The sequence below is a fragment of the Enterococcus sp. FDAARGOS_375 genome, from assembly GCF_002393265.1.
Classification (GTDB): Bacteria; Bacillota; Bacilli; order Lactobacillales; family Enterococcaceae; genus Enterococcus_D; species Enterococcus_D innesii.
Map to the genome: position 1 here is coordinate 2,482,489 of NZ_CP023515.1, position 23,586 is coordinate 2,506,074.

Consider the following 23,586-nt stretch of genomic DNA (forward strand, 5'->3'; position numbering starts at 1 on the left):
TCTAAGTTAGTATGGTTATTCTGGTGCAGTGATGCTGGCAGGGTCAATCCCTAAAGCAGCAGCCATCTCTTCGTTGACGACTAACTCTAAATTATCCGCTGTTTCAACGGGTGTCGTTGCTGGCTCTGCATCGCCATCCAAAATCTTCGCTGCTAGTTTCCCTGTTTGAATGCCAAGGGATTTATAATCAATACCGTAAGTTGCTAGGGCACCATCATCGACTTGTTCTACGGAACCAGCGACGATCGGTGTTTTGGTTTCTTTGGCAACTTCGCCGACGATTGCAGCAGCAGAGGCAAAGGTATTATCTGTTGGAACATAAATGCCGTCAACATCTTTTGCAAGGCTGGTGGTTACTTGTTGCACATCATTGGTTGTATTGGCGGTCAATACTTTTACATCAACGCCCGCAGCTTTTAAGGCTTCTTCTGCCAAGTCAGCTTGGATTTTTGAATTGGCTTCACCTGCGTTATACATAATGCCGATCGTTTTGGCATCAGGCACGATGCTTAACAGCAAGTTGATCTGTTGCTCAATCGGTACCATGTCTGAAGTACCGGTGATGTTGCGACCAGGTTCTTCATTTGAATCGGCCAATTTCGCTCCAACTAAGTCAGTGACTGCGGTAACTACGATTGGGGTGTCGGTGGTTTCATTTGCTAAAGATACAGCAGCAGGAGTGGCAATGCCTAATAAAAGATCTGGTGAGGCATTCACTAGGCGTTCGCTCATACTTTTTAAATTGTCTTGACTGTTTTGCGCATTTTGGTATTCAATCGTTAGGTTTTCACCTTCTGTGTAGCCCGCTTCTGCTAAGCCTTCTTTGAACCCTTCATAGGCGGCATTCAAGGAGCCGTGTTCCACGAGTTGTAAAACACCGACTGTTTTTGTTCCATCGTTTTCCTCCGAAGCATTGTTTGATTCGCCACAAGCTGCTAATGCCAGCAAGGAAGCCGTAAGTAACCCAGTTGTGATCCATTTTTTCATTTTCATTGTAACTCCTCCTATAAACGTTTCTTTTTTTATTGGGGTTTACCTGAACAAAAAAATCCATTCAGACAATCGTCTAAATGGATTCGATCCTATACTAAGCGTGAACGTATATTGGCAACCATTTAGAAGATTTTCTACATGGCTGCAAGTTCAAGTTAAAATGCTTTAGCCATCATAGATACAAACAAAACTTGTTTTGGGGTTTGCATCCATAATGTGATATGAATACAAACTATCTAAAGTAGCTAAAGTAAAAGATATTCAGTTGTGGGGATACGGTTGTTTTTAACATAAATGTTCCTCCAAACTTGAATTGATTTTAGTATAGACAAAAAAAAACAGACTGTCAAATGTTTTTCCTGAATTATCTGAAAATATTTGAATAACAATCTGAAAAAAGACTGAAAATGCAGATTTGTTTCAATTTTATTGAACAAAAGAAAAAACTTTGTTCTATCAAGCTTTTTTTGCTTGAAAATAAACAAAGTTTTTCTTAGGATCACTCGTTTTCTTCTTTATAATAACGAATGGTATTTTTGATTTCACGAATACTGTAAAGCAGATCATCCTCAAAGGATTGATCTTGATCAATATCGATGGTCTCATTGAACATCGCTTCGTATTCAGCGATCGTTAGTTTTTGCCGGTCATTGAGTAACGCTTGGTGGGCCGCTTGTGCTAACTGTTTTTCATAGCCAGGTACCAATATGCCGCTGAAAAATTCAGCAACCGCTCCTGAGCCGTAACTAAACAGTCCTATCCGATCATTGGCTTGCAAGCTGGAGGAATTTTCCAATAAAGAGATCAAGCCTAGGTACAATGAACCCGTATACAAGTTGCCGGTACGACGGCTGTAAACGATCGATTCCTCATAGCGAGCCATCAGGCGTTCTTGTTGCGTTTCTTCTTCTTCAGCAAAAACAGCCAATAAGGCTTTTTTTCCCATTTTTGTATAAGGAATATGGAAGCTCAATGCAGCGTAATCTTTTGCTGTACGTTGATTTTTTTCGCAATGGGCTTGCCAAACTTGTTTGAAGGAATCGATATAAACGGCATTTGACAAGTGGCCATCTACCATTGGATATTGATGGCCAACGGGACGCCAAAAATCATAAATGTCTTGTGTCAACATCAAGTTATCGTTATCCAACTGCAAAATCGCTGGATCTGCAGAGATCAACATGGCAACTGCACCTACGCCTTGAGTTGGCTCTCCACCGGAAGCTAAGCCATAACGGGCGATGTCTGAAGCCACCACCAATACTTTGCTTTTTGGATTGGCTTGTACGTGGGCTTTAGCAAACTGTAAGCCTGCTGTTGCGCCATAACACGCTTCTTTGATTTCAAAGGAGCGGGCAAATGGTTGGATACCTAATAGGCGATGCAAAACCACTGCCGAAGCTTTTGATTCATCGATGCCGGATTCTGTGCCGACGATCACCATATCAATTGCTTGTAAATCTTCTTTTGTGAGGATATCTTTTGCCGCATGCATGGCAAAGGTGACGATATCTTGTGTTTTTTTATTGACCGCCATTTGATCTTGACCGATCCCGATCGTAAATTTATTTGGGTCGACCTCTCGGGCGTGAGCTAGATCAACCATATCTATAAAATAGGGGGGGACATAAAAATTTATTTTATCAATACCAACGTTCATTCCGTCGCTCCTTTATGTTCTACGTACTTAGTAGGCTACACGTTCTAAGGTATCATATTTTTTGAAAAAAATGAAAAAGAATTGATTAGAATTTAAACTTTATTAAAGAAAGTAGAAAAGGGCGCAGCAAGCTGATGTGGGGTATTCTTTTTTGGAGGATTTAATGATATATTTCAAGAGGAGGTGACGTACGTGGAAGAAGTTGTCATTATCGACGCACTAAGAACGCCAATTGGCAAATACCATGGGTCATTAAAAGAATATTCAGCAGTAGAATTAGGAACAGTTGCTGCAAAAGCCTTGTTGGCAAGAAACCAACAAGCAAAAGAACATATCGCACAAGTGATTATCGGAAATGTCCTACAAGCAGGCAGTGGTCAAAATCCAAGCCGTCAAGTTTCCCTGCAAAGTGGACTTTCTTCAGATATCCCAGCCTCAACGATCAACGAAGTTTGCGGTTCGGGAATGAAAGCGATTCTAATGGGCATGGAGCAAATTCAGTTAAACAAGGCATCTGTCGTTTTGACTGGTGGGATTGAAAGTATGACGAATGCGCCGCTTTTCAGTTATTATAACAAGGCAGAAGATCAGTATTCAGCCCCAATATCAACAATGATGCATGATGGCTTAACGGATGCTTTTAGCAGCAAACCGATGGGCTTAACGGCTGAAACTGTTGCAGAAAGATACGGCATCACGCGACAAGAACAAGATGAATTTGCCTACCACTCCCAAATGAAAGCTGCCAAGGCACAAGCAGAAAAGAAATTTGAGCAAGAGATCGTACCTTTGACTGAAAAGTCAGGGACCGTTTTACAGGATGAAGGCATTCGCGCCGCTACGACGGTCGAAAAATTAGCTGAACTTAAAACGGTTTTCAAAAAGGACGGTACGGTGACTGCTGGGAATGCCTCAACCATCAATGATGGGGCTGCCATGGTCTTGATCGCCTCAAAAAGCTACTGTGAGGAGCATCAGATTCCTTATCTGGCAGTGATCAAAGAGATCGTTGAAGTTGGCTTTGCTCCAGAGATCATGGGAATCTCACCAATCAAAGCAATCGATACTTTGCTGAAAAAGCAAGCACTGTCGATTGAAGAGATCGGTATTTTTGAAATCAATGAAGCCTTTGCAGCTTCCTCAATTGTAGTAGAACGTGAACTTGGTTTGGATCCCAAGAAAGTCAACCGTTACGGCGGGGGCATCTCTCTTGGCCATGCGATTGGCGCGACTGGCGCTCGGATCGCAACGACGGTCGCTTATCAGCTAAAAGACACCCAAGAGCGCTATGGGATCGCCTCTTTATGTGTCGGTGGTGGGTTAGGGCTAGCGATGCTGTTAGAAAACCCTTTGGTCGCAGCAAGTCAAACTGATTTTCATGAGGAGTCAGCATCAGAAAAAACAGAAAAAAAAAAGTTCTACGCCCTTACGCCTAACGAACGGCTAGCCTTTCTCGAAGCACAAGGGGCGATCGCGGCAACCGAATCCTTGGTTTTTCAAGAAATGGCATTAGACAAGGAAACCGCAAATCACTTGATCGAAAACCAGATCAGTGAAGTGGAAATCCCCTTAGGCGTGGGGGTGAATCTGCAGGTGAATGGCAAGTTATACAATGTCCCGTTAGCCACAGAAGAACCCTCTGTGGTTGCAGCGATGAGCAACGGTGCCAAAATGGCTGGTCCCATTACAACAACTAGCCAAGAACGTTTGCTTCGAGGACAGATCGTCTTTATGGCTGTTCAAGACCCAGATGCCATTTTGGCAAAAGTCAATACAGAGCAAGCGACGATTTTTTCAGTGGCGAACGAGGCATATCCCTCGATCGTAAAACGCGGCGGAGGACTGCGACGAGTGACTGGTCGGAACTTCTCCCCAACAGAATCTGAATTAGCAACAGCCTATGTCTCAGTCGATTTGTTGGTTGATGTCAAAGATGCCATGGGCGCCAACATCATTAATTCGATTTTAGAAGGAGTAGCCGACCTCTTTCGGAAGTGGTTCCCAGAAGAAGAAATTCTCTTTAGTATTTTAAGTAATCTTGCTACGGAATCGTTAGTGACAGCCACTTGCTCCGTACCTTTTGATAAACTGAGCAAGACCGGAAATGGCAGACAAGTCGCAACAAAAATCGTTCATGCTGCTGATTTCGCTAAGATTGATCCGTATCGAGCGACTACCCATAACAAAGGGATCATGAATGGTGTCGAAGCACTGATTTTGGCTACCGGTAATGATAACCGCGCACTTTCCGCTGCTTGTCATGGGTATGCCGCACGTAACGGTCGGGTGCAAGGCTTAACTTCTTGGAAAATCGCTGAAGACCGACTGATCGGCAGTATTACACTGCCGTTGGCGATCGCCACGGTCGGGGGGGCGACGAAAGTATTGCCGAAAGCCCAAGCGGCGTTGGCACTGACTGGTGTTGAAACGGCGAGTGAGTTAGCTTCGCTGGCGGCAAGTGTCGGGTTGGTTCAGAATCTGGCAGCTTTGCGGGCATTGGTTTCAGAAGGGATTCAGCAAGGCCATATGAGCATGCAAGCCCGTTCATTAGCTATTTCAGTTGGGGCAAAAGGAAACGAGATCGAGCAGCTGGCAGCTAAGCTGCGAGCGGCGAGTCAAATGAATCAAGAGCAAGCCCGTAAATTTTTAACAGAAATACGCAACTAAAAAAGGTTCTCTAGGGAAATTCCTAGAGAACCTTTTGTTTATCGTTTAGAAATCGCCGTGTGGGCATACGCCTCGATCAATGGGATGACTTCTAATTTTACTTTGTATTTGCGTTCTAGCGCGGTTTCGATAGTAAAAGTATCACTTTCTGTTTCAGAAATTGTTGCTAGAACACGATCTTCTTTCGGGGAAGCTTCGATTACGATCGTTTCTCCTGAAGATTGTTTTGCAGAAAATTTAGGGAATGCTGCGATTTTTTCGGCAAATGCTGAAAAAGTCATGGCTTCGTCAGAATCATCAGCCGTTGATTCCGCTGATTTTTCTACTTCTTTAGTTGGTGCAGCCGTTTCGGTTGGTGTTGATTCTTCCTTCACTTCTGCTGTTTCTGTGACAGGAGCGGAAGCAGGTGTCGCACTTACTTGTGTATTGGTCGGCAACCAGTAGGCGGCGATTTCATCGACTAAGTTATCGCTGAAACGATCAAGTAAGCCAGCTTCTAAGCGTTGGATTCGTTTCACGACGATTTTGAAGTTCTCATCTAAAGGAACAGCGATTTTTTGTTCTTTTGGTGTTTCCTTCAACAATTCAATCAATAATTCCTCGTGATTTTTAGGATTGATATAAACAGTTGTAGGAAGGTCGAACTTATCTGCTGTTTTGCGCTCGATCGCTGTAAACAACTGTTGTCGAGCTGTTTCATAAGACGGGCGGAATTGTTGTTTCAATTTTGCTAATTGTTTCTTTTTCATAATCTTCTCCTCTCGATCACTATCGATTATAAGGAAAATTTGCAGAAAAGAACAGTGATTCTCATGAAAAAATACAAAAAAAATTATATACTTCCTGAAAAAACACCAACGCTGCTAAAAAAGCGGCGCTGGTGTTTCTACTAGATCATTGATTTGATGGTACTTGGGCATCAGGACCAAAAGGTCATTTTCTCCAGTTGCGACTAAGTAGTTTTCCCAAAGAAAAAAGCGTGGTTCCCCAGTAAGTTTCTCAGCCAGCATCTGCTGATAGTCGCTGGTCGTCCATTGACGTGCTGGAAAGTGTTGGACTTTGTCTGGCCAAACGAGAAAAACAAAATCAGCATGTAAGGCTTTTTGAACAGCAGGGGAGAGGTGAATCAAATCAGTTGTCTTCATAGGCTTCTCCTTATAGAGAGTAAAATTAAAACCCTGTCGTATCTGGATTGGTCGCTTTCCCAACGACGCCATCTAATTGATCGATCGTTTTCATGTCTTCTTCAGATAGCTCAAAATCAAAGACATGGATGTTTTCTTCGATCCGACTTGGTGTGACTGATTTTGGTAATGGCAAGAAACCATGTTGTAAAGACCAGCGTAATGCAACTTGAGCGATTGATTTTTGATGCTTTTCAGCTAATGCTTTCATTTCTGGTACATCAAATATCTTCCCGGTACCTAATGGGCTATATGCTTCAAGCAATACATCGTGTTCTTGGCAATAGGTCACGACTTCTTCTTGTAACTCGCCAGGTGCAAGGAAAATCTGATTGACCATTGGGAAGATGGTCGCTGTTTTTTTCAATTCTTCAAAATGATGTGGTAAGAAGTTGCTGACGCCGATCGCTTTGATTTTGCCTGCTTGATACAATTCTTCAAAAGCGCGCCATGTTTCTGCATTCGCTGTTTGCCAGTTGTCACGAAAGGCTACTGGGTTTGGCCAATGGATTAAGAAAAGATCGATATAGTCTGTTTGTAGTTTTTCTAAGGACTCTTCAAAAGAAGACATCACAAGATCATAGGAATGGTTTGCATTCCACAATTTTGTAGTCAAGAAAAGTTCTTCGCGGGGAATGCCGCTTTCTTTGATCGCTTGACCAACACTGGCTTCATTTTTATAGCCTTGTGCTGTATCAATATGGCGGTAACCTACTTCCAGTGCTTTTTTGACTGATGCTACGGCAACGTCGCCGTCTGGTGTTTGCCATGTGCCAAAGCCTAGCTCAGGGATGGTCACATTGTTTGATAACGTATAGCTGTTCATGTTCATTCCTCCGTTTTCTGTGATACCTTTAGTTTAGCAGACGAAGACGGATTTTCCAATGAATGCATCTTTCAAAAAGGAAGTGTCCAACAAGAAAAATGACGTTTGACTCTTGTCAGTTCGCCTATTTTTTTTGTACACTAGACAAATGGATAAGGAGCGTAACCAATGGATATTTATTTGAAACATGCGATTTTACACATTATTGACCGTCAAACAGGCGATCCGGTTTTTTCACAAGTTGAACTTGATTTAACAACGGAATACATTCGTGATTATTTGACGAAAAAAATACAGAAACTTGCAACACCTCAAACCAAAACAGGGCGTTTACTCGAAACATCAACGATCGCTCAACTGGTCAAACAAGCACCGGATGATTTTGTCGCAGCCAGTGAAGCGATCGTCCAACGGTGGTATGAAGCCTACAAGGAAAGTGAAGATGCACCAAGTGCGGATGCCTTTGTCGTCTTGTATGAATTTGATACAAGAATGCAGTTGGCATTTTTGAAGGTCAATTATCAAGACGGCTATACGCATTTTATTGATAATGGGGAAGCTGGGATTGAAAACAATTTGATTTTGCATCGTGCCCTACTAGCAGGTAAAACCCAAAAGGCCGATGAAGGGATCACAATTGATGTGGAGAGCTTAGATTTTGAACTGATTGAAAAGAAATATAGCTTTTCAGGGGAAAAATATACTTACTTTTCAACGAAAGTCATTGATGCCGAACCGATTCCTTCGTTAGAAGAAAACGTCAAAGTCATCAAAAAAGTGGCGGAAAAAATTGGGCAGAAGTTTGAAACACCTACCTATAACGTTGTTGCCGATTTAAAAGAAGCGGTCTACGACACGATCGAAGAATCTGGTCATATCGATGTCAGCGAAGTAGCGCAAAAAGTCTTTAAAGACAATATTACCGCTCAGCTTTCTTTTCAAGAAGAAGTGGCTGAAAAAGGATTCGTCAATCAGGCGCCAATGATGCGGGATGTCCGTGAGATTTCGGAGAAAAAATTTGGGAAACAAAAACTGAAATTATCTAACGGGATCGAATTGATCGTTCCTTTGGATGTCTACCGAGATCCAAATTTGATTGAATTTATCAATAACCCAGACGGAACGATTTCTGTAACGATCAAAAATGTAGAAGAAGTAATTAATCGGATGTAGGAGAAGGGGCTTCTGTGGGGATGATACGGAGCTAACAACATAGAACAACAAAAAAAGCAGAGATTCCTCTTTAAGAAATGAGGAGTCTCTGCTTTTTTCTGGATATCTTTGATCAATATCAGCAATTATTGAGCGGCCAGTTTCTCAAGGGCGGCTTTAGGAACGTCTTCTTCAGAAACTTCTTCCCAGCTCAGAACACCTTTATTAGGATTGACCAATAATTTTAAATAGGCACCTTCTCTTAAAGGAGCGGAACGGTGCTCATTCATTTTGACCCTTTTGACTTCTCCAGAGGAACTGTAAGCGTCTTGTGTGTAACGGTAGACATCTTCGGCAACCCCGTTATCACTAATTTCTGTATCGTGCTCGCCGGCATCCGTGATGACTGTATAGTAGTCATTTCCACCATAGTAATAATGATAAGTAGCAAAACAGCCCCCAAGGAAAATTGCTGTAAAAACCAGCGCTGCCATGATTTTCTTCACATCTCTCACCTCATCTTCTATTATTCATAAAAATTGTCCTACGTCCAATAGATCGCTAAAAAGCAAAGAAATTCTTAGGGATTGGGAGCTGAGACCTCTGACTTGACTTTGACTAATTTTGACCTATAATAAGAGTAGATTTAAACTTACAAAAAATAAGTTGAGGCTTATGAATTTGGAAGCGTAAATCGCAAAAATATGATTCGAGTCAAACAGCGACTCAACTTTCTCTAGGAGGGAAACAATATGGCAAAACAACATTATGATCGTAGCAAACCCCATGTCAACATCGGAACAATTGGACACGTTGACCATGGGAAAACAACCTTGACTGCTGCTATTACCACAGTTCTTGGGAAAAAAGGGCTTGCCAATCCGCAAGATTACGCAAGTATCGACGCGGCTCCTGAGGAACGCGAACGTGGTATCACTATCAATACTGCCCATGTAGAATATGAAACAGAAAAACGGCACTATGCCCATATCGATGCACCAGGACATGCGGACTATGTGAAAAATATGATTACAGGGGCTGCCCAAATGGACGGCGCAATCTTGGTCGTATCAGCGACAGATGGCCCAATGCCACAAACACGGGAACATATTTTGCTTTCTCGTCAAGTAGGTGTGAAACATTTGATCGTCTTTTTGAATAAAACGGACCTTGTCGATGATGATGAGTTGATCGATTTAGTTGAAATGGAAGTCAGAGAATTGCTGACTGAATATGATTTTCCAGGTGATGACATTCCTGTGATCAAAGGCTCTGCTTTAAAAGCCTTGGAAGGTGATCCAGAAGCAGAAGCAGCGATCTTAACGCTGATGGATACGGTAGATGAATATATCCCAACACCTGAACGAGATACTGACAAACCATTATTGTTGCCAATCGAAGATGTCTTTTCAATTACTGGACGGGGAACCGTTGCTTCTGGTCGGATCGATCGCGGAACAGTAAAAGTCGGTGATGAAGTAGAAATCGTCGGAATCAAACCTGAAACACAAAAAGCAGTCGTAACAGGAGTAGAAATGTTCCGTAAAACGATGGACTTTGGCGAAGCTGGTGATAATGTAGGGGTATTATTACGGGGAATCACCCGTGATGAAATTGAACGGGGACAAGTGTTAGCAAAACCAGGTTCCATCACACCACATACGAAATTCCAAGCAGAAGTCTATGTGTTGACAAAGGAAGAAGGCGGTCGCCATACCCCATTCTTTAATAACTATCGCCCACAATTTTACTTCCGTACAACCGACGTAACTGGGAATATCGTTTTACCAGAAGGAACGGAAATGGTTATGCCTGGTGACAACGTAACGATCGATGTGGAATTGATCCATCCAATCGCTGTGGAAAATGGAACGACCTTCTCCATTCGAGAAGGTGGACGAACAGTTGGTTCTGGTATCGTGACCACGATCGAAAAATAAAAATCAGTGAAACAGTGCTTCCTTTATCTGAAGGAGCACTGTTTCCTTTTTCATGTCAAACCATCAACAATCCCTCCATCAGCTTAGGATTGCTTGTTTTTTTCTAAATAATCTTGTGATTTTATTAAGGATTTTTTAGGAGAGAAAAAATTCTAGTCAGCCTGTTCATTTCATAGTACGATAGATTCTGACTTAGAAAAGATGGGATGTATTTGATGAGAAAAATTCGACGTTTCCTAGGATTTGTACTGAAGATTGTGCTCTTGCTGCTGCTGATCGGAGCAGGGGTTTGGGGCTATCGGAATTACACGGCATTGAAAGCTGTCTATGCGTATGAAGAGGAAATCGCACAGCAGACACAAGCCCACGACATCTCTGAATATCAGTCTTTAGCAATGAGTATCATGCTGACGGAGTCAAAAGGACAAGGCAATGACCCGATGCAAAGTTCTGAAAGTGTATATGGAAAACAAAATCAATTTGATACGCCAGAACAAAGCATCGAACAAGGGGTTTCTTATTTAGCCGAGTTGATCGAAAAAGCAGAGCAAATGAATTGTGATCTTTGGACCGCAGTCCAGGCTTATAATTTTGGGACAGATTATATTGATTATGTCGCTGAACGGGGTGGCGTGAACACCTTAGAATTAGCTGAAACATACTCCAGAGAGGTTTTATCCCCGTTGTTAGGCAATGATACAGAACAAACCTATCGTTATTGGGGCATCCAATCGGTCTTTTATAATGGCGGTCATTTGTATCACAATGGCGGCAATATGTTCTATGCGGATCTAATAAAAATGAACCGGTGGAAAATCGACGTTACGGCGCGGTTTTTTTCTTGATCGTCAAGAAACAACGCAAGCAAAAAAGCTTGAAATACAAATAGAATATGGTAAAATCATTATGAGTGATTCTGTCTAATTATTCTTCGCACTGATACCTATTAGTGCGTTTTTTTACCTAGTAAACGATGAATACTTACCAAATGGAGGTGAGTGGATGGCACGAATTCCTCAAACGATCATTGACGATATTCGCGAACGCAGCAATATTGTTGATATCGTGGGACAGTATGTCCAGTTAAAGAAATCCGGAAAGAATTATTTTGGTTTGTGTCCCTTTCATAATGAAAAATCACCTTCTTTTTCCGTTGCAGAAGACAAACAAATTTTTCATTGTTTTGGTTGTGGTCGTGGGGGAAATGTTTACGGTTTTTTACAAGAGCTTGATGGCATCAGTTTTCCTGAAGCAGTCGTCAAAGTAGCAGAAATGAACGATATTCCTCTTGATCCGCAATATCAACAGTCAGAAGGTATCAATGAGGCGACCTCACAAACGAGTCAACTGATTGCGCTGCATGAAAAAGCCGCCGAGGTCTATCATCACATGTTGGTGAATACGGCTGCTGGACAAGAAGCGCTTGATTATTTGTTGGATCGCGGATTGACGATGGCATTGATTGAAGAATTCAATATTGGTTTTGCGCCGAACGAACGCTCGTTTTTGGAGAAAGTCTTTTTGAATGAACAAGCCAAAGCTGAATTTTTTCCTGATACAGGGCTCTTTGTTCAACGAAACGATGGTTCATTGGCGGATCGCTTTTACCAACGAATCATGTTTCCGATTCGTAATCCTCAAGGAAAAACGATTGGTTTTTCTGGTCGTTGGCTGGCAAGCGAAAAAGTTGGTGATCAAGACCAGCCGAAATATTTAAATAGTCCTGAAACGATCCTTTTCAACAAGCGCGAGGTTCTCTTCAACTTTGACAAAGCACGCCGTGCGATGCGCAAAGATGGCCAAGTGTATTTATTTGAAGGATTTATGGATGTGATCGCCGCTTGGCAGGCAGGAATCGAAAATGGGATCGCCTCAATGGGGACCAGCTTAACCAATCAGCAGATCGCCCATATCGAACGAGTGGCACAAGAAGTGATTCTTTGTTACGATGGAGATAGTGCAGGGGTTGAAGCAACGAACCGTGGGATCGATCTTTTGCAAAACAATAGCCGTTTGAAACTATCGGTGGTTCGAGTACCGGAACGGATGGACCCAGATGAGTATTTGCGCAAATATGGGACAGAAGCTTTTTATAAATTAGCTGTCCACGGCAAAGAAACGGTTTTTGCATTCAAAATGGATTATCATCGGACGAATCGAAATTTAGCCAATGAGAAAGAACAATTGGACTATGTCCAAGTTGTGTTAAATGAATTGCAGCGTGTGGATTCTTTGTTGGAGCAAGACCGTTATTTGACCCAGCTGTCTACAGAGTTCAATTTGAGTCGTGAAACCCTGCAGCAGCAACTCAAGCAAAATCGGCAAGAACAGCGGCCGATGCAAGATGCAGCGCCACCACCGCCAGCAGATAATCCTGTGGTCTTTACGCCGCCAACGCGGCAGCAGCCCAAAACACAGGTAGAAAAAGCACAAGAATTATTATTGTACCGTTTGTTTCATGACAGTACATTAAATCATCGCTTTCGAGCGAGTGGCATATCCTTTATCCATGATCGTTACCAACAGCTTTATCTGCTGTTTGATGCGTATATGGAAACAGAAGAACACTTTGTTTTAGCAAAGTTCTTAGATTTTTTAAAAGAAGATTCAATGAAAAAAATGGTGATCGATATTGCAGATCTTAAAGCTTCTGAGGAAGGGACTGAACAAGAATTTCAGGACATTCTGCAGGTCTTTCAAAAGTCGGGCATTGCTGAAGAAATCAATCAAAAACGAATCCAGCAGCAAGAAGCAAGACAAAAAGGAAACCAGCAATTAGAACTTGAACTAGCGATCGAAATCATTGATTTGACCAAACGGTTGAAACAAGCTAAATAGCGAACTGAAAGGGGCTTTCTTTCATGGCAGAAGAAACAAAAAAAACGTATGACAAAGCAGTTGCCGAATACATCCGAGAAAACAAAACAAAGGGGCAAGTTGTTTACGATGACATTACGAATCGTTTAGCAACGCCGTATACTTTGGATGCTGATGCAATGGACAAACTAATTCAAAAACTGGAGGATTCAGGCATCAGTGTCGTGGATGAAAACGGAGAGCCTTCAGTCCATAGTTTAAAGAGTAATGAAAAACGACAAGAAACCCAACCTCAAGAAGATCTGTCTGCACCGACTGGTGTGAAAATCAATGATCCCGTTCGGATGTACTTGAAAGAAATCGGTCGGGTGCCACTATTGACCGCAGAAGAAGAAGTGGCTCTTGCACTGAAAATCGAAGAAGGCGACCAAGAAGCAAAACAGCGTTTGGCAGAAGCCAACCTACGTTTGGTCGTTAGTATTGCCAAACGTTATGTAGGTCGAGGAATGCAATTCCTTGATTTGATCCAAGAAGGAAACATGGGTTTGATGAAAGCCGTTGAGAAATTCGACTACCGCAAAGGGTTCAAATTCTCGACGTATGCGACCTGGTGGATCCGTCAAGCAATCACCCGTGCCATCGCTGACCAAGCCCGCACCATTCGGATCCCAGTGCATATGGTAGAAACCATCAACAAATTGATTCGTATCCAACGGCAATTATTGCAAGACTTAGGACGCGAACCGACACCGGAAGAAATCGGTGCAGAAATGGATCTGCCGACGGAAAAAGTTCGTGAAATCTTGAAGATCGCTCAAGAACCTGTTTCATTAGAAACACCGATCGGTGAAGAAGATGATTCTCATCTAGGTGATTTTATTGAAGACCAAGATGCCACAAGTCCAGCAGAGCATGCGGCTTATGAGCTTTTGAAAGAACAATTAGAAGATGTACTGGATACGTTGACTGACCGTGAAGAAAACGTGCTACGCTTGCGTTTCGGAATCGATGATGGTCGTACTCGGACATTAGAAGAAGTCGGCAAAGTCTTTGGGGTAACGAGAGAACGGATTCGTCAGATCGAAGCAAAAGCGTTACGGAAACTACGCCATCCATCTCGTTCAAAACAATTGAAAGATTTCTTAGAATAATCAAGGTTTATCGACTTTCCAAAGGTCCTCTTTGGAAAGTCTTTTTTGTTCTCGTTCTGTCATCTCTTCACAGGATCAGTAAAGAACTTAATAAAAACGTAACCAAGCAAGTGTTGGCTAATTGCTTAGAATGTGATAAATTTAATTTTGTGCATCTGCATAATTGAGTAATTAAAAAGAAATGCGAAAAAGACCTATTATTTGTCGGTCTTTGAAATAGGGAGCAGTGGGCGCATCAAGCGTTTGATCTGGTAGGTTACTGCTCCATAAAAAGGAATTGCAAAAAACAAAAGGAGTCAGTTTGAATCAATGAAGAAGACATGTCCTGAATGTGGATTTCAAGCAATAGAAGAAACATCCGTTTGTCCCAATTGCGGGTTTCAATGGAAGCAAGCAAAGGAGAACCAACAGGAACCAGCATCTGACTCTTCCGTTACGCCAGAAGAGCTACAAAATAAAAACGATGATATTCGCTGGTCTGACTTTAAAAATGTTCCGATCGGAAAAATGGAGGAGCATTTAGGTGATCGGCCGTCCTTGAATGAAGAAACGATCGACCTTGCGCAGCAGGAGGCCCTTCCCGATGAGCAAAAAGTAGCACTTGAATCAGAGTCCAAAAAAGAACCAGAAACGGCGGAAAACTCTGGGTCTAAAGAAGACCAAGCAACATCAGCCAGCGAAGAAGTAAATGAGACCGATGCATTAAATACGGATGATCAGCATGACTCTGAGATTTTGGCTGCTTATATCCGGCAGCACAAACTTGATGAAGAAGCCAAGGCAGCTGCAGCTTTGGAAGCAGAAGAAGCCGCTGTTGATCTGTCCTCTGCTGAAGCGGAAAGTCAGGTGCAAGCCAGCGAGGAATCTCTGCCGGCAAGTGAAGAGGAAGCAGTGATGGAGCCAGTTATTGAAGAAGCTGGGAAGCAGCCAGAGCCAGTCATCGATCCAATTCCTGAACCAGTCACCGTAGCGGAGGAAACACCGCAAAAGGCGACTGCTGAAGAAAAAACACCTGTTTCTACCGAAAACAAGAAGAGCCCTCGTAAAGCACTCTACATTACAGTGGCTTGTCTATTAGTGGCAGCAGGTGGTGGTTGGGCGTATTACTATCAACAACAGCAACAAGAAACTGCCCGACAAACGCAACTGGCGCAAGAGAACCGCACGTTAGATCAGATCGAAAATGAGCTGAATGATTTTTATACAGATGATGAGCGTGTGTTCATTAAAAGCGACAAAACAGCAGAACAGTTGGCGGCTGTGACGAATCAGTTGGCAGATTTTCAAGACCACGAACGATACGATGCCTTGTCGCAAGAAGCAGAGACGATCGCTGACAAACTAGCGGCTTTAACAGAGATCAACAGCTATTTCAGCAGTCCTGCCGTTGTGGGAGATCAGTTGGAAGAAGTCCCCTTGAAAGAAGCTGCTGCTGTCACAATGTCGAAGCGTGAGAACGGGGATGCCTTTGATGAGTTGATCAATCAAGCCATCGACATGGGACAAAAAGAGTTCAGCGCGATCGAGGAAGTTCAAAATGCAGTGAAGAGCATGGTGGCTTTAAGTGGTGATGGGGAAGCTCCGGCAAGTGTCACCCGCGAGAACTACAATGCTTTAATGAAAAAAGTCCAAGCTTTGTCAATCGATTCATTGGTGGAAAGTCTTACGACTGAACTGCGTAAAGTCGATACTGCCTTGACGAAGCGTGAAACAGCTACTCAACAAGCAGCGGCGCAACAACAAGCCGAACAAGCAGCAGCTTCTGAGAACAACTCTTCAGCTTCAAGCGGTGGTTCTTCAAGCGCTGCGGCACCAGCGCAAAGTACTTCTGAAGAAGAGTATGTCCTTTCGCCAAATACGCCAACAAATACTAACAATCAACCAATCATTCCAGCTCGTCAAAGTGATTTGGATGATGTGAACAATAGTGCTTGGGTGTGGGCGGATGGCGTCCAAGAAAAAATCATCGCCACAGCGATTGCCCGTGGTTATGTGGTGGAAGGCGGCTATACTTTTGAACGTGTACGAATCGTCAATGGTGAAGGCTATTACAATTTTTATGCGACAAATGCCCAAGGTAGCTTGCTCAAAGGAACGGACGATTCAGCCTTCCCACTATACTTATTTACGGTAAACGCCAAAACCGGCTATTTCAGAGGCAATGGGAACGATCACACCGTTCGCTAAATCCCCTGAGTCACTAGCAAACTTTCAGAGTAATTACATGCACATGTGAAAAACTCTTGTTTCCCCTCCCTGTTTTCGATATGATGAAAGATAATCGTTCAAACAAGGAGGGGTTTTTTGTGCAGAAAATGGAAAGATATGATCGTTTTGAAGATGGAGTCATTGCTTGTATACCAACGATTCTTGGGTATCTGGGCATTGGTTTTGCGCTGGGGGTTGTGGGAAAAGGCGTTGGGTTGTCTATTTTAGAAATTATTTTAATGTCTATTATTGTCTATGCTGGCAGTGCCCAATTTATCATTTGCGCGTTACTAGCGATTCAAGCACCCTTCATGACGATCGTCGCAACAGTTTTTTTAGTTAATTTACGACACTTTTTAATGAGCTTGTCAGTAGCTTCCTATTTTAAAAAGACACCTTTGCTTTCTGCTATTGGGATTGGGACGCTTTTGACCGATGAATCTTATGGTGTTTTGACGACAGCACTGCAACAAGACAAACCAATCACAGCGAAATGGACCCACGGGTTGAACGTGATGGCTTATTTGAGTTGGATCTTCGCAACCTTCTTAGGCGGATTATTAGGCTCGTTTATTCCAGATCCGGAAGCGTTAGGCTTAGATTTTGCCTTGGTAGCCATGTTTGTTGGTCTTTTTTTATTTCAAGTAGAGCGACCGCTTAAGAAGAAAACCCAGCAAACCCTCTTAGTACTAGGGGCAGTTGTGGGGACATTGATTTTATTTATGCGTTTTTCGACAGCTGAGATTGCGGTAATTGCGGCGACCTTGGCAGGTTGTTTGGTTGGGACGGTGACACATCATGACTAATTTTGTTATACTAATGCTAGCATGTGGGTTGGTTACATGGATTCCGCGGATCGTTCCTTTTTTATTTTCTAAAAAGCTGGTCTTTCCGGAGTCCTTCACCATCTTTTTGAGTTACTTACCTTTGTGTATTTTGGCGGCATTGTTGGTGCAAAATTTGTTGATCTTTCGTGAAGGGCAATTTCCCCTCTTGAAAGTCAAAGAAGCTGTTGCCTGTATCCCAGCATTGTTGGTGGGGTATTATACCAAAGATTTGATGAAGATCGTTCTTACAGGCGTTATTGCTATGGCACTGCTGCGTTTCTTTTTATAGCAACGGGCAGTTTTTATGAAGAAGGAGAGAATAGATGAAAGACTTATTAGCATCCGTATTTAGCGGATTGATCATTGATGAAAATGAACAAAATTATTTTGTTCAAAAAGGCGGGGTTACCTTCCGACTAGCCAAGGAAGAAGGCGAGCATCATTTAGGTGAAGCAGTCGAAGGGTTTGGCTATCAAAATCAAAAGCAAGAAAATGTGCTCACTACGAACATTCCAAAAAGCCGCAAAGGGAATTATGCCTTTGGTACAGTCACAGGAAGCCGTCGCGATCTAGGTGTCTTCGTCGATATCGGTTTAAAAGACAAAGATATGGTGGTTTCATTAGATGAATTGCCAACGATGCGGGAACTTTGGCCTAAAAAAGGGGACCGCTTGATGGTCAGCTTGCGGGTCGATGACAAAGAGCGTATTTGGGCTTCATTAGCAGATGAGAAAATTTTTAAGGCATTGAGCAAAAATGGTACGGAGCAAATGAAGAATCAAGATGTTACAGGTACCGTGTACCGTTTGAAGTTAGCGGGTACTTACTTGCTGACGGATGATTTTTATATTGGCTTCGTCCATCCATCAGAACGGTATCAAGAGCCGCGCCTTGGGGAAGTGGTCAAAGGGCGAGTGATTGGGATTCGTCCAGATGGTGTCTTGAACCTTTCATTGAAACCAAGAGCCCACGAAGCGATCTCAAATGATGCCGCCATGGTTCTAACCTTTTTAGAACGAGCACCTGAGAACAAAATTCCTTTCACCGACAAATCAGCACCGGAAGAGATTTTACAAACATTTGGTATTAGTAAAGGCCAATTTAAACGGGCATTAGGAACCTTAATGAAACAGCGTTTGATTGAGCAAAAAGACGGCTTTACGATTCTTATCAAAAAACCTAATTGAGAATACTTGTTTCTTTTATCGTTCTAATTTATAATGATTACAATGTTTGTCTTGAGTGATTCTCACTCAGATTAGAATCGTTATAAATTAACGGCATACGGAGGCAACTATGAACACAACAGCAGCGTTAAAAAAGACCAAGAAACAATTGCACGAGTCGGGGTTTAAATTAACTCCTCAGCGAGAAGCGACGTTATTGGTCTTATTAGAAAATGAGAAAGACCATTTATCCGCCGAAGAGATTTTCTTTTTTGTGCGAAAAAAAAATTCTGAGATTGGCTTGGCAACCGTCTATCGAACGTTGGAGATCTTAACGGATTTGAAAATCGTCGATAAAGTCAGCTTTAATGACGGTGTCGCTCGCTATGATCTACGCAAAGAAGGTGCCAAACACTTTCATCATCACTTGTTGTGTTTGGAATGCGGCAATATTGAAGAGGTTGAAGAGGATTTGCTGGGCAGTGTCGAAGAGATCGTTGAACAAAAGTACCATTTTTTAGTAAAGGATCATCGGTTGACATTTCATGGTGTCTGCCAAAAATGCCAAAGCAAAGCCGAGTAATTGTACTTTGGCAATTTTAAATAAACGTTTGTTATCACCCGAATGATAGTCAGATGGTTTCCAATAGGAAGAGCGCTATTTTTTCCAATTTGAAAGAAACCGAAAAATCTGCTATGATTCGGGTGTTTCCTTGGGCAAACGATATGGGTAGGTGCCTCTTTTTTATTGGCAAGCTACTATCTTAACGAGCCAGAATTTGATATGATAAAAAAGCTGAAAGTAGAGGGAGCCCCATGAACGAACAAATCATTGATTATCTTCATTATTTGACCATTGAGCGCGGGCTATCCCAAAATACCCGTGCCAGCTACCAACGAGATCTGCAACAGTATCTTGCGTTTTTACAAAAAAAACAAGTCACTCAGTGGCAGCAGGTCGACCGAGTAATCGTTTTGTCTTTTTTGCAAAGTCTGCAAGAAGCGGGAAAATCCTCGGCGACCGTGATTCGGATGGTCTCTAGTTTGCGAAGATTCCATCAATTTTTGCGTCAAGAACGGTTTACCGATCATGATCCAATGCAGCATATTGATTCACCGAAAAAACAGCAGAAGCTGCCTGATACCTTGAGTTTACAAGAAGTGGAGCGGTTGATCGAAACACCGGATACGCGAGCGGTGTTGGGCATCCGTGACCGAGCGATTTTGGAAGTGATGTATGCAACGGGCTTACGTGTCAGCGAGTTGATCGGTTTGAAATTAAACGATTTGCATTTAAGTATGGGGTTGCTGCAAACAACCGGGAAAGGCGACAAAGAACGGATCGTTCCATTAGGGGATCTAGCGATTCAATGGATCGAAACCTATCTCAGCGATGCGCGTCCGTATTTGACGAGAAAAACGCCAGATGAAAGCCATCTGTTTGTGAACAACCACGGCACGCAACTGTCTCGTCAAGGGATCTGGAAAAATTTAAAAGCCTTGGTTCGACAAGCTGGGATCACCAAGAATGTGACTCCCCATACGTTGCGCCATAGCTTTGCGACCCATCTATTAGAAAACGGGGCAGATCTGCGAACGGTTCAAGAGTTGCTAGGACACGCAGATATCTCGACCACTCAGATTTACACGCATATAACGAAGAAACGGATGACGGAAGTGTACAAGCAGCACTTTCCGCGCGCCTAGAAATCGAGGATGGAATGGAAGAAATCAAAATAAAATTGGCTGTCTTTGAAGGACCGCTGGATTTGCTGCTTCATTTGATCAAAAAACTGGAGATCGATGTTTATGATATTCCAGTTGCTACCATCACCGAACAATACATGCAGTACATCCATGCCATGAAAATTTTAGAATTAGAAGTCGCTGGAGAATATTTAGTTATGGCGGCGACTTTGATGGCGATCAAAAGCCAGATGCTATTGCCTAAACAAGAATTGATTGCTGAAGTCGAAGAGTACGAAGAAGATCCGCGGGATATGCTGGTGGCACAACTGCTAGAATACCGGAAATTTAAGTACGCAGCCGAACAGCTTTCAGAAAAAGCGGAAGAGCGCAGTTTGTATTACACGAAAGATCCAATGGATGTCGATGAATACAAAGAGGAAGAAGATCAATTAAGAGCCAATCAATTCAACACGATCGATCTCTTTTTGGCTTTTCAAAAAATGGTCGAGAAAAAGAAAAATCGCCAAGTACTAGAAACCAAGATTTCTCCTGATGAAAGCACCATCGATGAAAAGATGGCGGTGATTCAGTTGGAGATGCAGCATGTCAGTGCCAAAAAAGGCCGCAGCTTCGATTCGTTTTTTACCTCTTACAATAAAACAGAAGTTGTGGTAACCTTTATGGCACTATTAGAATTAATGAAAAAAGGAACGATTCGAGTAGAGCAAACAGACAATTATGCGTCGATTCTGCTCTATCCAACAGGTAAAGAAGATGAGTAAATATAGTGAATTAGAAGCGATCTTATTCGTCGTCGGTGATGAGGGGATCGGACTTGAAGAACTAAGTTATTTAGTCAAAAGTAATACTGCCAGTGTCTATCAGCATTTGCAGGAATTAAATCAGCAATATGAAGAAAATGAACATACTGCGTTGCACATTCTAGAAGTCGGCAATCATTTTATCTTAACCACTAAGAAACAATTTGCCCCTTTATTGAAGAAATATGCCGAATCACCGATGGGCAGTTCATTGTCGCAAGCGGCTTTGGAAACTTTGTCGATCATTGCTTACAAGCAACCGATCACTCGGATGGAAGTAGAAGAGATTCGCGGCGTCCAATCCAGCGGCTCGGTTCAAAAACTGGTGGCAAAACGGCTGATTGAAGAAAAGGGCCGCGTGGACGGACCAGGACGAGCGATCTTATACGGTACGACGGAATACTTTATGGATTATTTTGGCTTAAAAAGTTTGGCTGAATTGCCTGACATCCAATCAATGGAAGATGAACTTGAAGAAGATGCACCGTTTGATCTTTTTTACGACCGCTACAAACAAGCAGAAACAGAAGGAGAATGAAGATGGAACGTTTGCAAAAAGTGATTGCCCATGCCGGCATCACCTCAAGAAGAAAAGCTGAAGGATTGATAACCGAAGGCCGAGTGCGAGTTAATGGACAAGTAATCAAAGAATTAGGGGTCCAAGTCAGTTCAAAAGACGTCGTTGAAGTCGATGGCATACCGATCGAACAAGAACAACACGTCTATTATTTGTTCTACAAACCTCGTGGCGTGATCTCAGCTGTTACGGATGATAAAAAGCGCAAAGTCGTTTTGGATTATTTTGCTGAAGTGCCTGAACGAGTGTATCCAGTCGGACGCTTGGACTATGATACCTCCGGTTTACTGCTCCTGACAAATGATGGGGAATTATCACAGACACTGATGCATCCAAAACACGAAGTCGACAAAGTGTATGTTGCCAAGGTCAAAGGCATTGCGGATAAAAAGCAGCTGCTCCCATTGACAAAAGGGATTCGGATCGAAGGCCGTAAGACGGCATCTGCTCGCTTTGAAATCTTATCGACAGACCAAACAGCGCAATCTAGTATTGTGCAATTGACGATTCACGAAGGTCGCAACCATCAAGTCAAAAACATGCTAAAAGCAGTTGGTTTGCCTGTGCAAAAACTAAAACGGGAAAACTATGGTCCGTTAGATCTGAAAGGTCTTCGTCCAGGGGAATATCGAGAATTGTCGAAGAAAGAAGTCAGTCAGCTGAAAAATAGTGCAAAATAGTTGAAAAGTATCTGAAAACGTAACTATTGTTAATTTTTAGATTTTGTGTATAATAGAACATGTAATAAATAGAATAAAGGTTCGTCTTCAGGGGCAGGGTGCAATTCCCGACCGGTGGTTATAGTCCACGACCTATTTCTTCGGAAATAGCTGAATCGGTGAAATTCCGATACCGACAGTACAGTCTGGATAAAGAAGATAGAGCGTATTTGATTTGCTTATGGCTATTTCGAATGCCCTCTTTTTTCCCTGTGGAAAAAAGAGGGCATTTTTTGTCTGGCGCCGACAAGAAAGCCGAGGAAATTTAATAGGTTCGTTTGAAGAGGAATCCTGAACTTAGGAGGATTTATACTGATGAACAACAAAACAAGAAAAATGGTGACGATCGCCATGTGTGCTGCTATGGGAACAATTTTGCAATTTATCGCTTTTCCGATTTTCCCAGCATTCAGCTTTTTAAAGATCGATTTTAGTGATATTCCCGTGATGATCATGATGTTTTTATTTGGTCCTTGGAGCGGGGTATTGACTGCTTTCATTCGTTCGGTGCTGCATTTGTTCTTATCTGGTTTTTCACCTGCTGATATGGTGGGGGATACGGCAAGCTTTTTAGCATCATGTGCCTTTACTTTGCCAATGTACTACTTTTTCCGCAAAGGTATTCACACCAAAAACAAAATGGTTGGTGTCATCAGCGGTATCTTGTCGGTAACGATTTTTATGAGTGTGGCGAACCTATTTGTGATCACACCGCTTTACCTGCGCTTTTTCGGGGTCACAGCCGATCAATTTTTAGGAATGTCTTTGCCGCAATATGTGGCGATCGGGATCTTACCTTTCAATTTGGTCAAAGGCGCAATCGTCAGTGCCGTCTTTTTAGCACTTCACGCCAAACTGCTGCCATGGTTGGCTCGTAAGCAGCCCCATCATTCTGCTATAGGAAAATAAAAAAATGAGCCGACTTGCTGTTGCAGACGAAAGGTCTGTCAATGGCAAGTCGGCTTTTTTTATTTTTCCATGATAATCGCACGGGTAGGGCATTTGCGATAAGCAGTTTTGACTTTTTCTTGTTGGTCTTCTATGATAAACTGTTGCCGAGCATTTGGTTCTTGGGCAAATAAAACGATCCCGTCTTCATCATAATCGAAGATCTCGGGGGCATAGATCGCACATAGGCCACAAGCAATGCAGCGCTCAGGAATAATTTTACAGCGTTGTGACATTTTTT

At 42.6% G+C, this 23,586-nt stretch carries 23 protein-coding genes and 1 riboswitch; of the genes, 16 read left to right on the top strand and 7 right to left on the bottom strand.

Annotated elements, in window-relative coordinates; genetic code table 11:
- Positions 1 to 15 precede the first annotated feature (15 nt).
- Positions 16 to 993, bottom strand: a complete 978-nt coding sequence (locus CO692_RS13125) for an ABC transporter substrate-binding protein (protein ID WP_060792353.1) — start codon at positions 991 to 993, stop codon at positions 16 to 18.
- Between the two features lie 499 nt (positions 994 to 1,492).
- Entirely contained in the window at positions 1,493 to 2,653 is a 1,161-nt protein-coding gene (locus CO692_RS13135; protein WP_096742407.1) for a hydroxymethylglutaryl-CoA synthase, read from the bottom strand.
- Positions 2,654 to 2,845: 192 nt separating this feature from the next.
- Here CO692_RS13135 and CO692_RS13140 point away from each other — a divergent pair, with 192 nt between their 5' ends.
- Positions 2,846 to 5,320, top strand: coding sequence for a hydroxymethylglutaryl-CoA reductase, degradative (locus CO692_RS13140; RefSeq protein ID WP_096742408.1), 2,475 nt, complete (start codon positions 2,846 to 2,848; stop codon positions 5,318 to 5,320).
- Between the two features lie 38 nt (positions 5,321 to 5,358).
- Here CO692_RS13140 and CO692_RS13145 read toward each other — a convergent pair whose 3' ends face one another.
- The 3 genes from CO692_RS13145 to CO692_RS13155 all read right to left on the bottom strand — a co-directional run bounded on the left by CO692_RS13145 (position 5,359) and on the right by CO692_RS13155 (position 7,336).
- A complete protein-coding gene (locus CO692_RS13145; RefSeq protein ID WP_096742409.1) occupies positions 5,359 to 6,069 on the bottom strand; it encodes a hypothetical protein in 711 nt (236 codons plus the stop codon).
- A 114-nt stretch (positions 6,070 to 6,183) separates the two neighbouring features.
- Entirely contained in the window at positions 6,184 to 6,465 is a 282-nt protein-coding gene (locus CO692_RS13150; protein WP_096742410.1) for a hypothetical protein, read from the bottom strand.
- Between the two features lie 25 nt (positions 6,466 to 6,490).
- Positions 6,491 to 7,336 carry an aldo/keto reductase gene (locus CO692_RS13155; protein ID WP_005229282.1) on the bottom strand — a complete coding sequence of 282 codons (846 nt, stop codon included), beginning with the start codon at positions 7,334 to 7,336 and terminating at the stop codon, positions 6,491 to 6,493.
- 162 nt (positions 7,337 to 7,498) lie between these two features.
- On the opposite strand from CO692_RS13155, the gene CO692_RS13160 reads away from it, so the two are divergent.
- Positions 7,499 to 8,503: a nucleoid-associated protein gene (locus tag CO692_RS13160; protein ID WP_096742411.1), complete on the top strand. Its 1,005-nt coding sequence runs from the start codon at positions 7,499 to 7,501 to the stop codon at positions 8,501 to 8,503.
- Between the two features lie 125 nt (positions 8,504 to 8,628).
- On the opposite strand, the gene CO692_RS13165 is transcribed toward CO692_RS13160, so the two are convergent.
- Positions 8,629 to 8,988: a YxeA family protein gene (locus CO692_RS13165; protein ID WP_081118796.1), complete on the bottom strand. Its 360-nt coding sequence runs from the start codon at positions 8,986 to 8,988 to the stop codon at positions 8,629 to 8,631.
- Positions 8,989 to 9,234: 246 nt separating this feature from the next.
- Here CO692_RS13165 and tuf point away from each other — a divergent pair, with 246 nt between their 5' ends.
- The 14 genes from tuf (at position 9,235) to CO692_RS13235 (ending at position 23,306) form a co-directional block, all read left to right on the top strand.
- A complete protein-coding gene (gene tuf / locus CO692_RS13170; RefSeq protein ID WP_005237121.1) occupies positions 9,235 to 10,422 on the top strand; it encodes an elongation factor Tu in 1,188 nt (395 codons plus the stop codon).
- A 215-nt stretch (positions 10,423 to 10,637) separates the two neighbouring features.
- On the top strand, positions 10,638 to 11,267 hold the full coding sequence (locus tag CO692_RS13175) for a lysozyme family protein (RefSeq protein ID WP_096742412.1): 630 nt from the start codon (positions 10,638 to 10,640) through the stop codon (positions 11,265 to 11,267).
- A gap of 157 nt (positions 11,268 to 11,424) precedes the next feature.
- Positions 11,425 to 13,260, top strand: coding sequence for a DNA primase (gene dnaG / locus CO692_RS13180; RefSeq protein WP_096742413.1), 1,836 nt, complete (start codon positions 11,425 to 11,427; stop codon positions 13,258 to 13,260).
- A gap of 23 nt (positions 13,261 to 13,283) precedes the next feature.
- Complete coding sequence (rpoD, locus tag CO692_RS13185; protein ID WP_005229298.1) at positions 13,284 to 14,390, top strand: RNA polymerase sigma factor RpoD; 1,107 nt, start codon at positions 13,284 to 13,286, stop codon at positions 14,388 to 14,390.
- A 309-nt stretch (positions 14,391 to 14,699) separates the two neighbouring features.
- Positions 14,700 to 16,577, top strand: coding sequence for a cell division site-positioning protein MapZ family protein (locus CO692_RS13190; protein ID WP_096742414.1), 1,878 nt, complete (start codon positions 14,700 to 14,702; stop codon positions 16,575 to 16,577).
- Between the two features lie 119 nt (positions 16,578 to 16,696).
- Positions 16,697 to 17,404, top strand: a complete 708-nt coding sequence (locus tag CO692_RS13195; RefSeq protein ID WP_096742415.1) for an AzlC family ABC transporter permease — start codon at positions 16,697 to 16,699, stop codon at positions 17,402 to 17,404.
- A complete protein-coding gene (locus tag CO692_RS13200) occupies positions 17,397 to 17,714 on the top strand; it encodes an AzlD domain-containing protein (RefSeq protein WP_096742416.1) in 318 nt (105 codons plus the stop codon). The genes CO692_RS13195 and CO692_RS13200 overlap by 8 nt, the downstream gene beginning before the upstream one ends.
- 34 nt (positions 17,715 to 17,748) lie before the next feature.
- A complete protein-coding gene (locus CO692_RS13205; RefSeq protein ID WP_096742417.1) occupies positions 17,749 to 18,612 on the top strand; it encodes a S1 RNA-binding domain-containing protein in 864 nt (287 codons plus the stop codon).
- 109 nt (positions 18,613 to 18,721) lie between these two features.
- A complete protein-coding gene (locus CO692_RS13210) occupies positions 18,722 to 19,174 on the top strand; it encodes a Fur family transcriptional regulator (RefSeq protein ID WP_005237105.1) in 453 nt (150 codons plus the stop codon).
- Between the two features lie 233 nt (positions 19,175 to 19,407).
- The gene (gene xerD, locus CO692_RS13215) at positions 19,408 to 20,298 is read left to right on the top strand and encodes a site-specific tyrosine recombinase XerD (protein ID WP_096742418.1); all 891 of its coding nucleotides are present in this window, start codon (positions 19,408 to 19,410) and stop codon (positions 20,296 to 20,298) included.
- Positions 20,299 to 20,312: 14 nt separating this feature from the next.
- Complete coding sequence (locus tag CO692_RS13220; protein WP_096742419.1) at positions 20,313 to 21,062, top strand: segregation/condensation protein A; 750 nt, start codon at positions 20,313 to 20,315, stop codon at positions 21,060 to 21,062.
- A complete protein-coding gene (gene scpB, locus CO692_RS13225) occupies positions 21,055 to 21,639 on the top strand; it encodes an SMC-Scp complex subunit ScpB (RefSeq protein ID WP_005229316.1) in 585 nt (194 codons plus the stop codon). The genes CO692_RS13220 and scpB overlap by 8 nt, the downstream gene beginning before the upstream one ends.
- A gap of 2 nt (positions 21,640 to 21,641) precedes the next feature.
- Complete coding sequence (locus CO692_RS13230) at positions 21,642 to 22,358, top strand: pseudouridine synthase (RefSeq protein ID WP_096742420.1); 717 nt, start codon at positions 21,642 to 21,644, stop codon at positions 22,356 to 22,358.
- 79 nt (positions 22,359 to 22,437) lie between these two features.
- A riboswitch (FMN riboswitch) is annotated at positions 22,438 to 22,562 on the top strand.
- 150 nt (positions 22,563 to 22,712) lie between these two features.
- Positions 22,713 to 23,306 carry an ECF transporter S component gene (locus CO692_RS13235; RefSeq protein WP_010749232.1) on the top strand — a complete coding sequence of 198 codons (594 nt, stop codon included), beginning with the start codon at positions 22,713 to 22,715 and terminating at the stop codon, positions 23,304 to 23,306.
- Positions 23,307 to 23,365: 59 nt separating this feature from the next.
- Here CO692_RS13235 and CO692_RS13240 read toward each other — a convergent pair whose 3' ends face one another.
- Positions 23,366 to 23,581 carry a ferredoxin gene (locus CO692_RS13240; protein WP_005229322.1) on the bottom strand — a complete coding sequence of 72 codons (216 nt, stop codon included), beginning with the start codon at positions 23,579 to 23,581 and terminating at the stop codon, positions 23,366 to 23,368.
- Positions 23,582 to 23,586: the final 5 nt, after the last annotated feature.

Excerpts from the sequence above, each read along its gene's own strand:
- CO692_RS13230 (WP_096742420.1), top strand. The coding sequence starts at position 21,642 with ATGGAACGTTTGCAAAAAGTGATTGCCCATGCCGGCATCACCTCAAGA.
- scpB (WP_005229316.1), top strand. The coding sequence starts at position 21,055 with ATGAGTAAATATAGTGAATTAGAAGCGATCTTATTCGTCGTCGGTGAT.
- CO692_RS13190 (WP_096742414.1), top strand. The coding sequence starts at position 14,700 with ATGAAGAAGACATGTCCTGAATGTGGATTTCAAGCAATAGAAGAAACA.
- dnaG (WP_096742413.1), top strand. The coding sequence starts at position 11,425 with ATGGCACGAATTCCTCAAACGATCATTGACGATATTCGCGAACGCAGC.
- CO692_RS13145 (WP_096742409.1), bottom strand. The coding sequence starts at position 6,069 with ATGAAAAAGAAACAATTAGCAAAATTGAAACAACAATTCCGCCCGTCT.
- tuf (WP_005237121.1), top strand. The coding sequence starts at position 9,235 with ATGGCAAAACAACATTATGATCGTAGCAAACCCCATGTCAACATCGGA.
- rpoD (WP_005229298.1), top strand. The coding sequence starts at position 13,284 with ATGGCAGAAGAAACAAAAAAAACGTATGACAAAGCAGTTGCCGAATAC.
- CO692_RS13135 (WP_096742407.1), bottom strand. The coding sequence starts at position 2,653 with ATGAACGTTGGTATTGATAAAATAAATTTTTATGTCCCCCCCTATTTT.
- CO692_RS13160 (WP_096742411.1), top strand. The coding sequence starts at position 7,499 with ATGGATATTTATTTGAAACATGCGATTTTACACATTATTGACCGTCAA.
- CO692_RS13200 (WP_096742416.1), top strand. The coding sequence starts at position 17,397 with ATGACTAATTTTGTTATACTAATGCTAGCATGTGGGTTGGTTACATGG.
- CO692_RS13155 (WP_005229282.1), bottom strand. The coding sequence starts at position 7,336 with ATGAACATGAACAGCTATACGTTATCAAACAATGTGACCATCCCTGAG.
- CO692_RS13220 (WP_096742419.1), top strand. The coding sequence starts at position 20,313 with ATGGAAGAAATCAAAATAAAATTGGCTGTCTTTGAAGGACCGCTGGAT.
- CO692_RS13175 (WP_096742412.1), top strand. The coding sequence starts at position 10,638 with ATGAGAAAAATTCGACGTTTCCTAGGATTTGTACTGAAGATTGTGCTC.
- xerD (WP_096742418.1), top strand. The coding sequence starts at position 19,408 with ATGAACGAACAAATCATTGATTATCTTCATTATTTGACCATTGAGCGC.
- CO692_RS13210 (WP_005237105.1), top strand. The coding sequence starts at position 18,722 with ATGAACACAACAGCAGCGTTAAAAAAGACCAAGAAACAATTGCACGAG.
- CO692_RS13205 (WP_096742417.1), top strand. The coding sequence starts at position 17,749 with ATGAAAGACTTATTAGCATCCGTATTTAGCGGATTGATCATTGATGAA.
- CO692_RS13235 (WP_010749232.1), top strand. The coding sequence starts at position 22,713 with ATGAACAACAAAACAAGAAAAATGGTGACGATCGCCATGTGTGCTGCT.
- CO692_RS13125 (WP_060792353.1), bottom strand. The coding sequence starts at position 993 with ATGAAAATGAAAAAATGGATCACAACTGGGTTACTTACGGCTTCCTTG.
- CO692_RS13150 (WP_096742410.1), bottom strand. The coding sequence starts at position 6,465 with ATGAAGACAACTGATTTGATTCACCTCTCCCCTGCTGTTCAAAAAGCC.
- CO692_RS13240 (WP_005229322.1), bottom strand. The coding sequence starts at position 23,581 with ATGTCACAACGCTGTAAAATTATTCCTGAGCGCTGCATTGCTTGTGGC.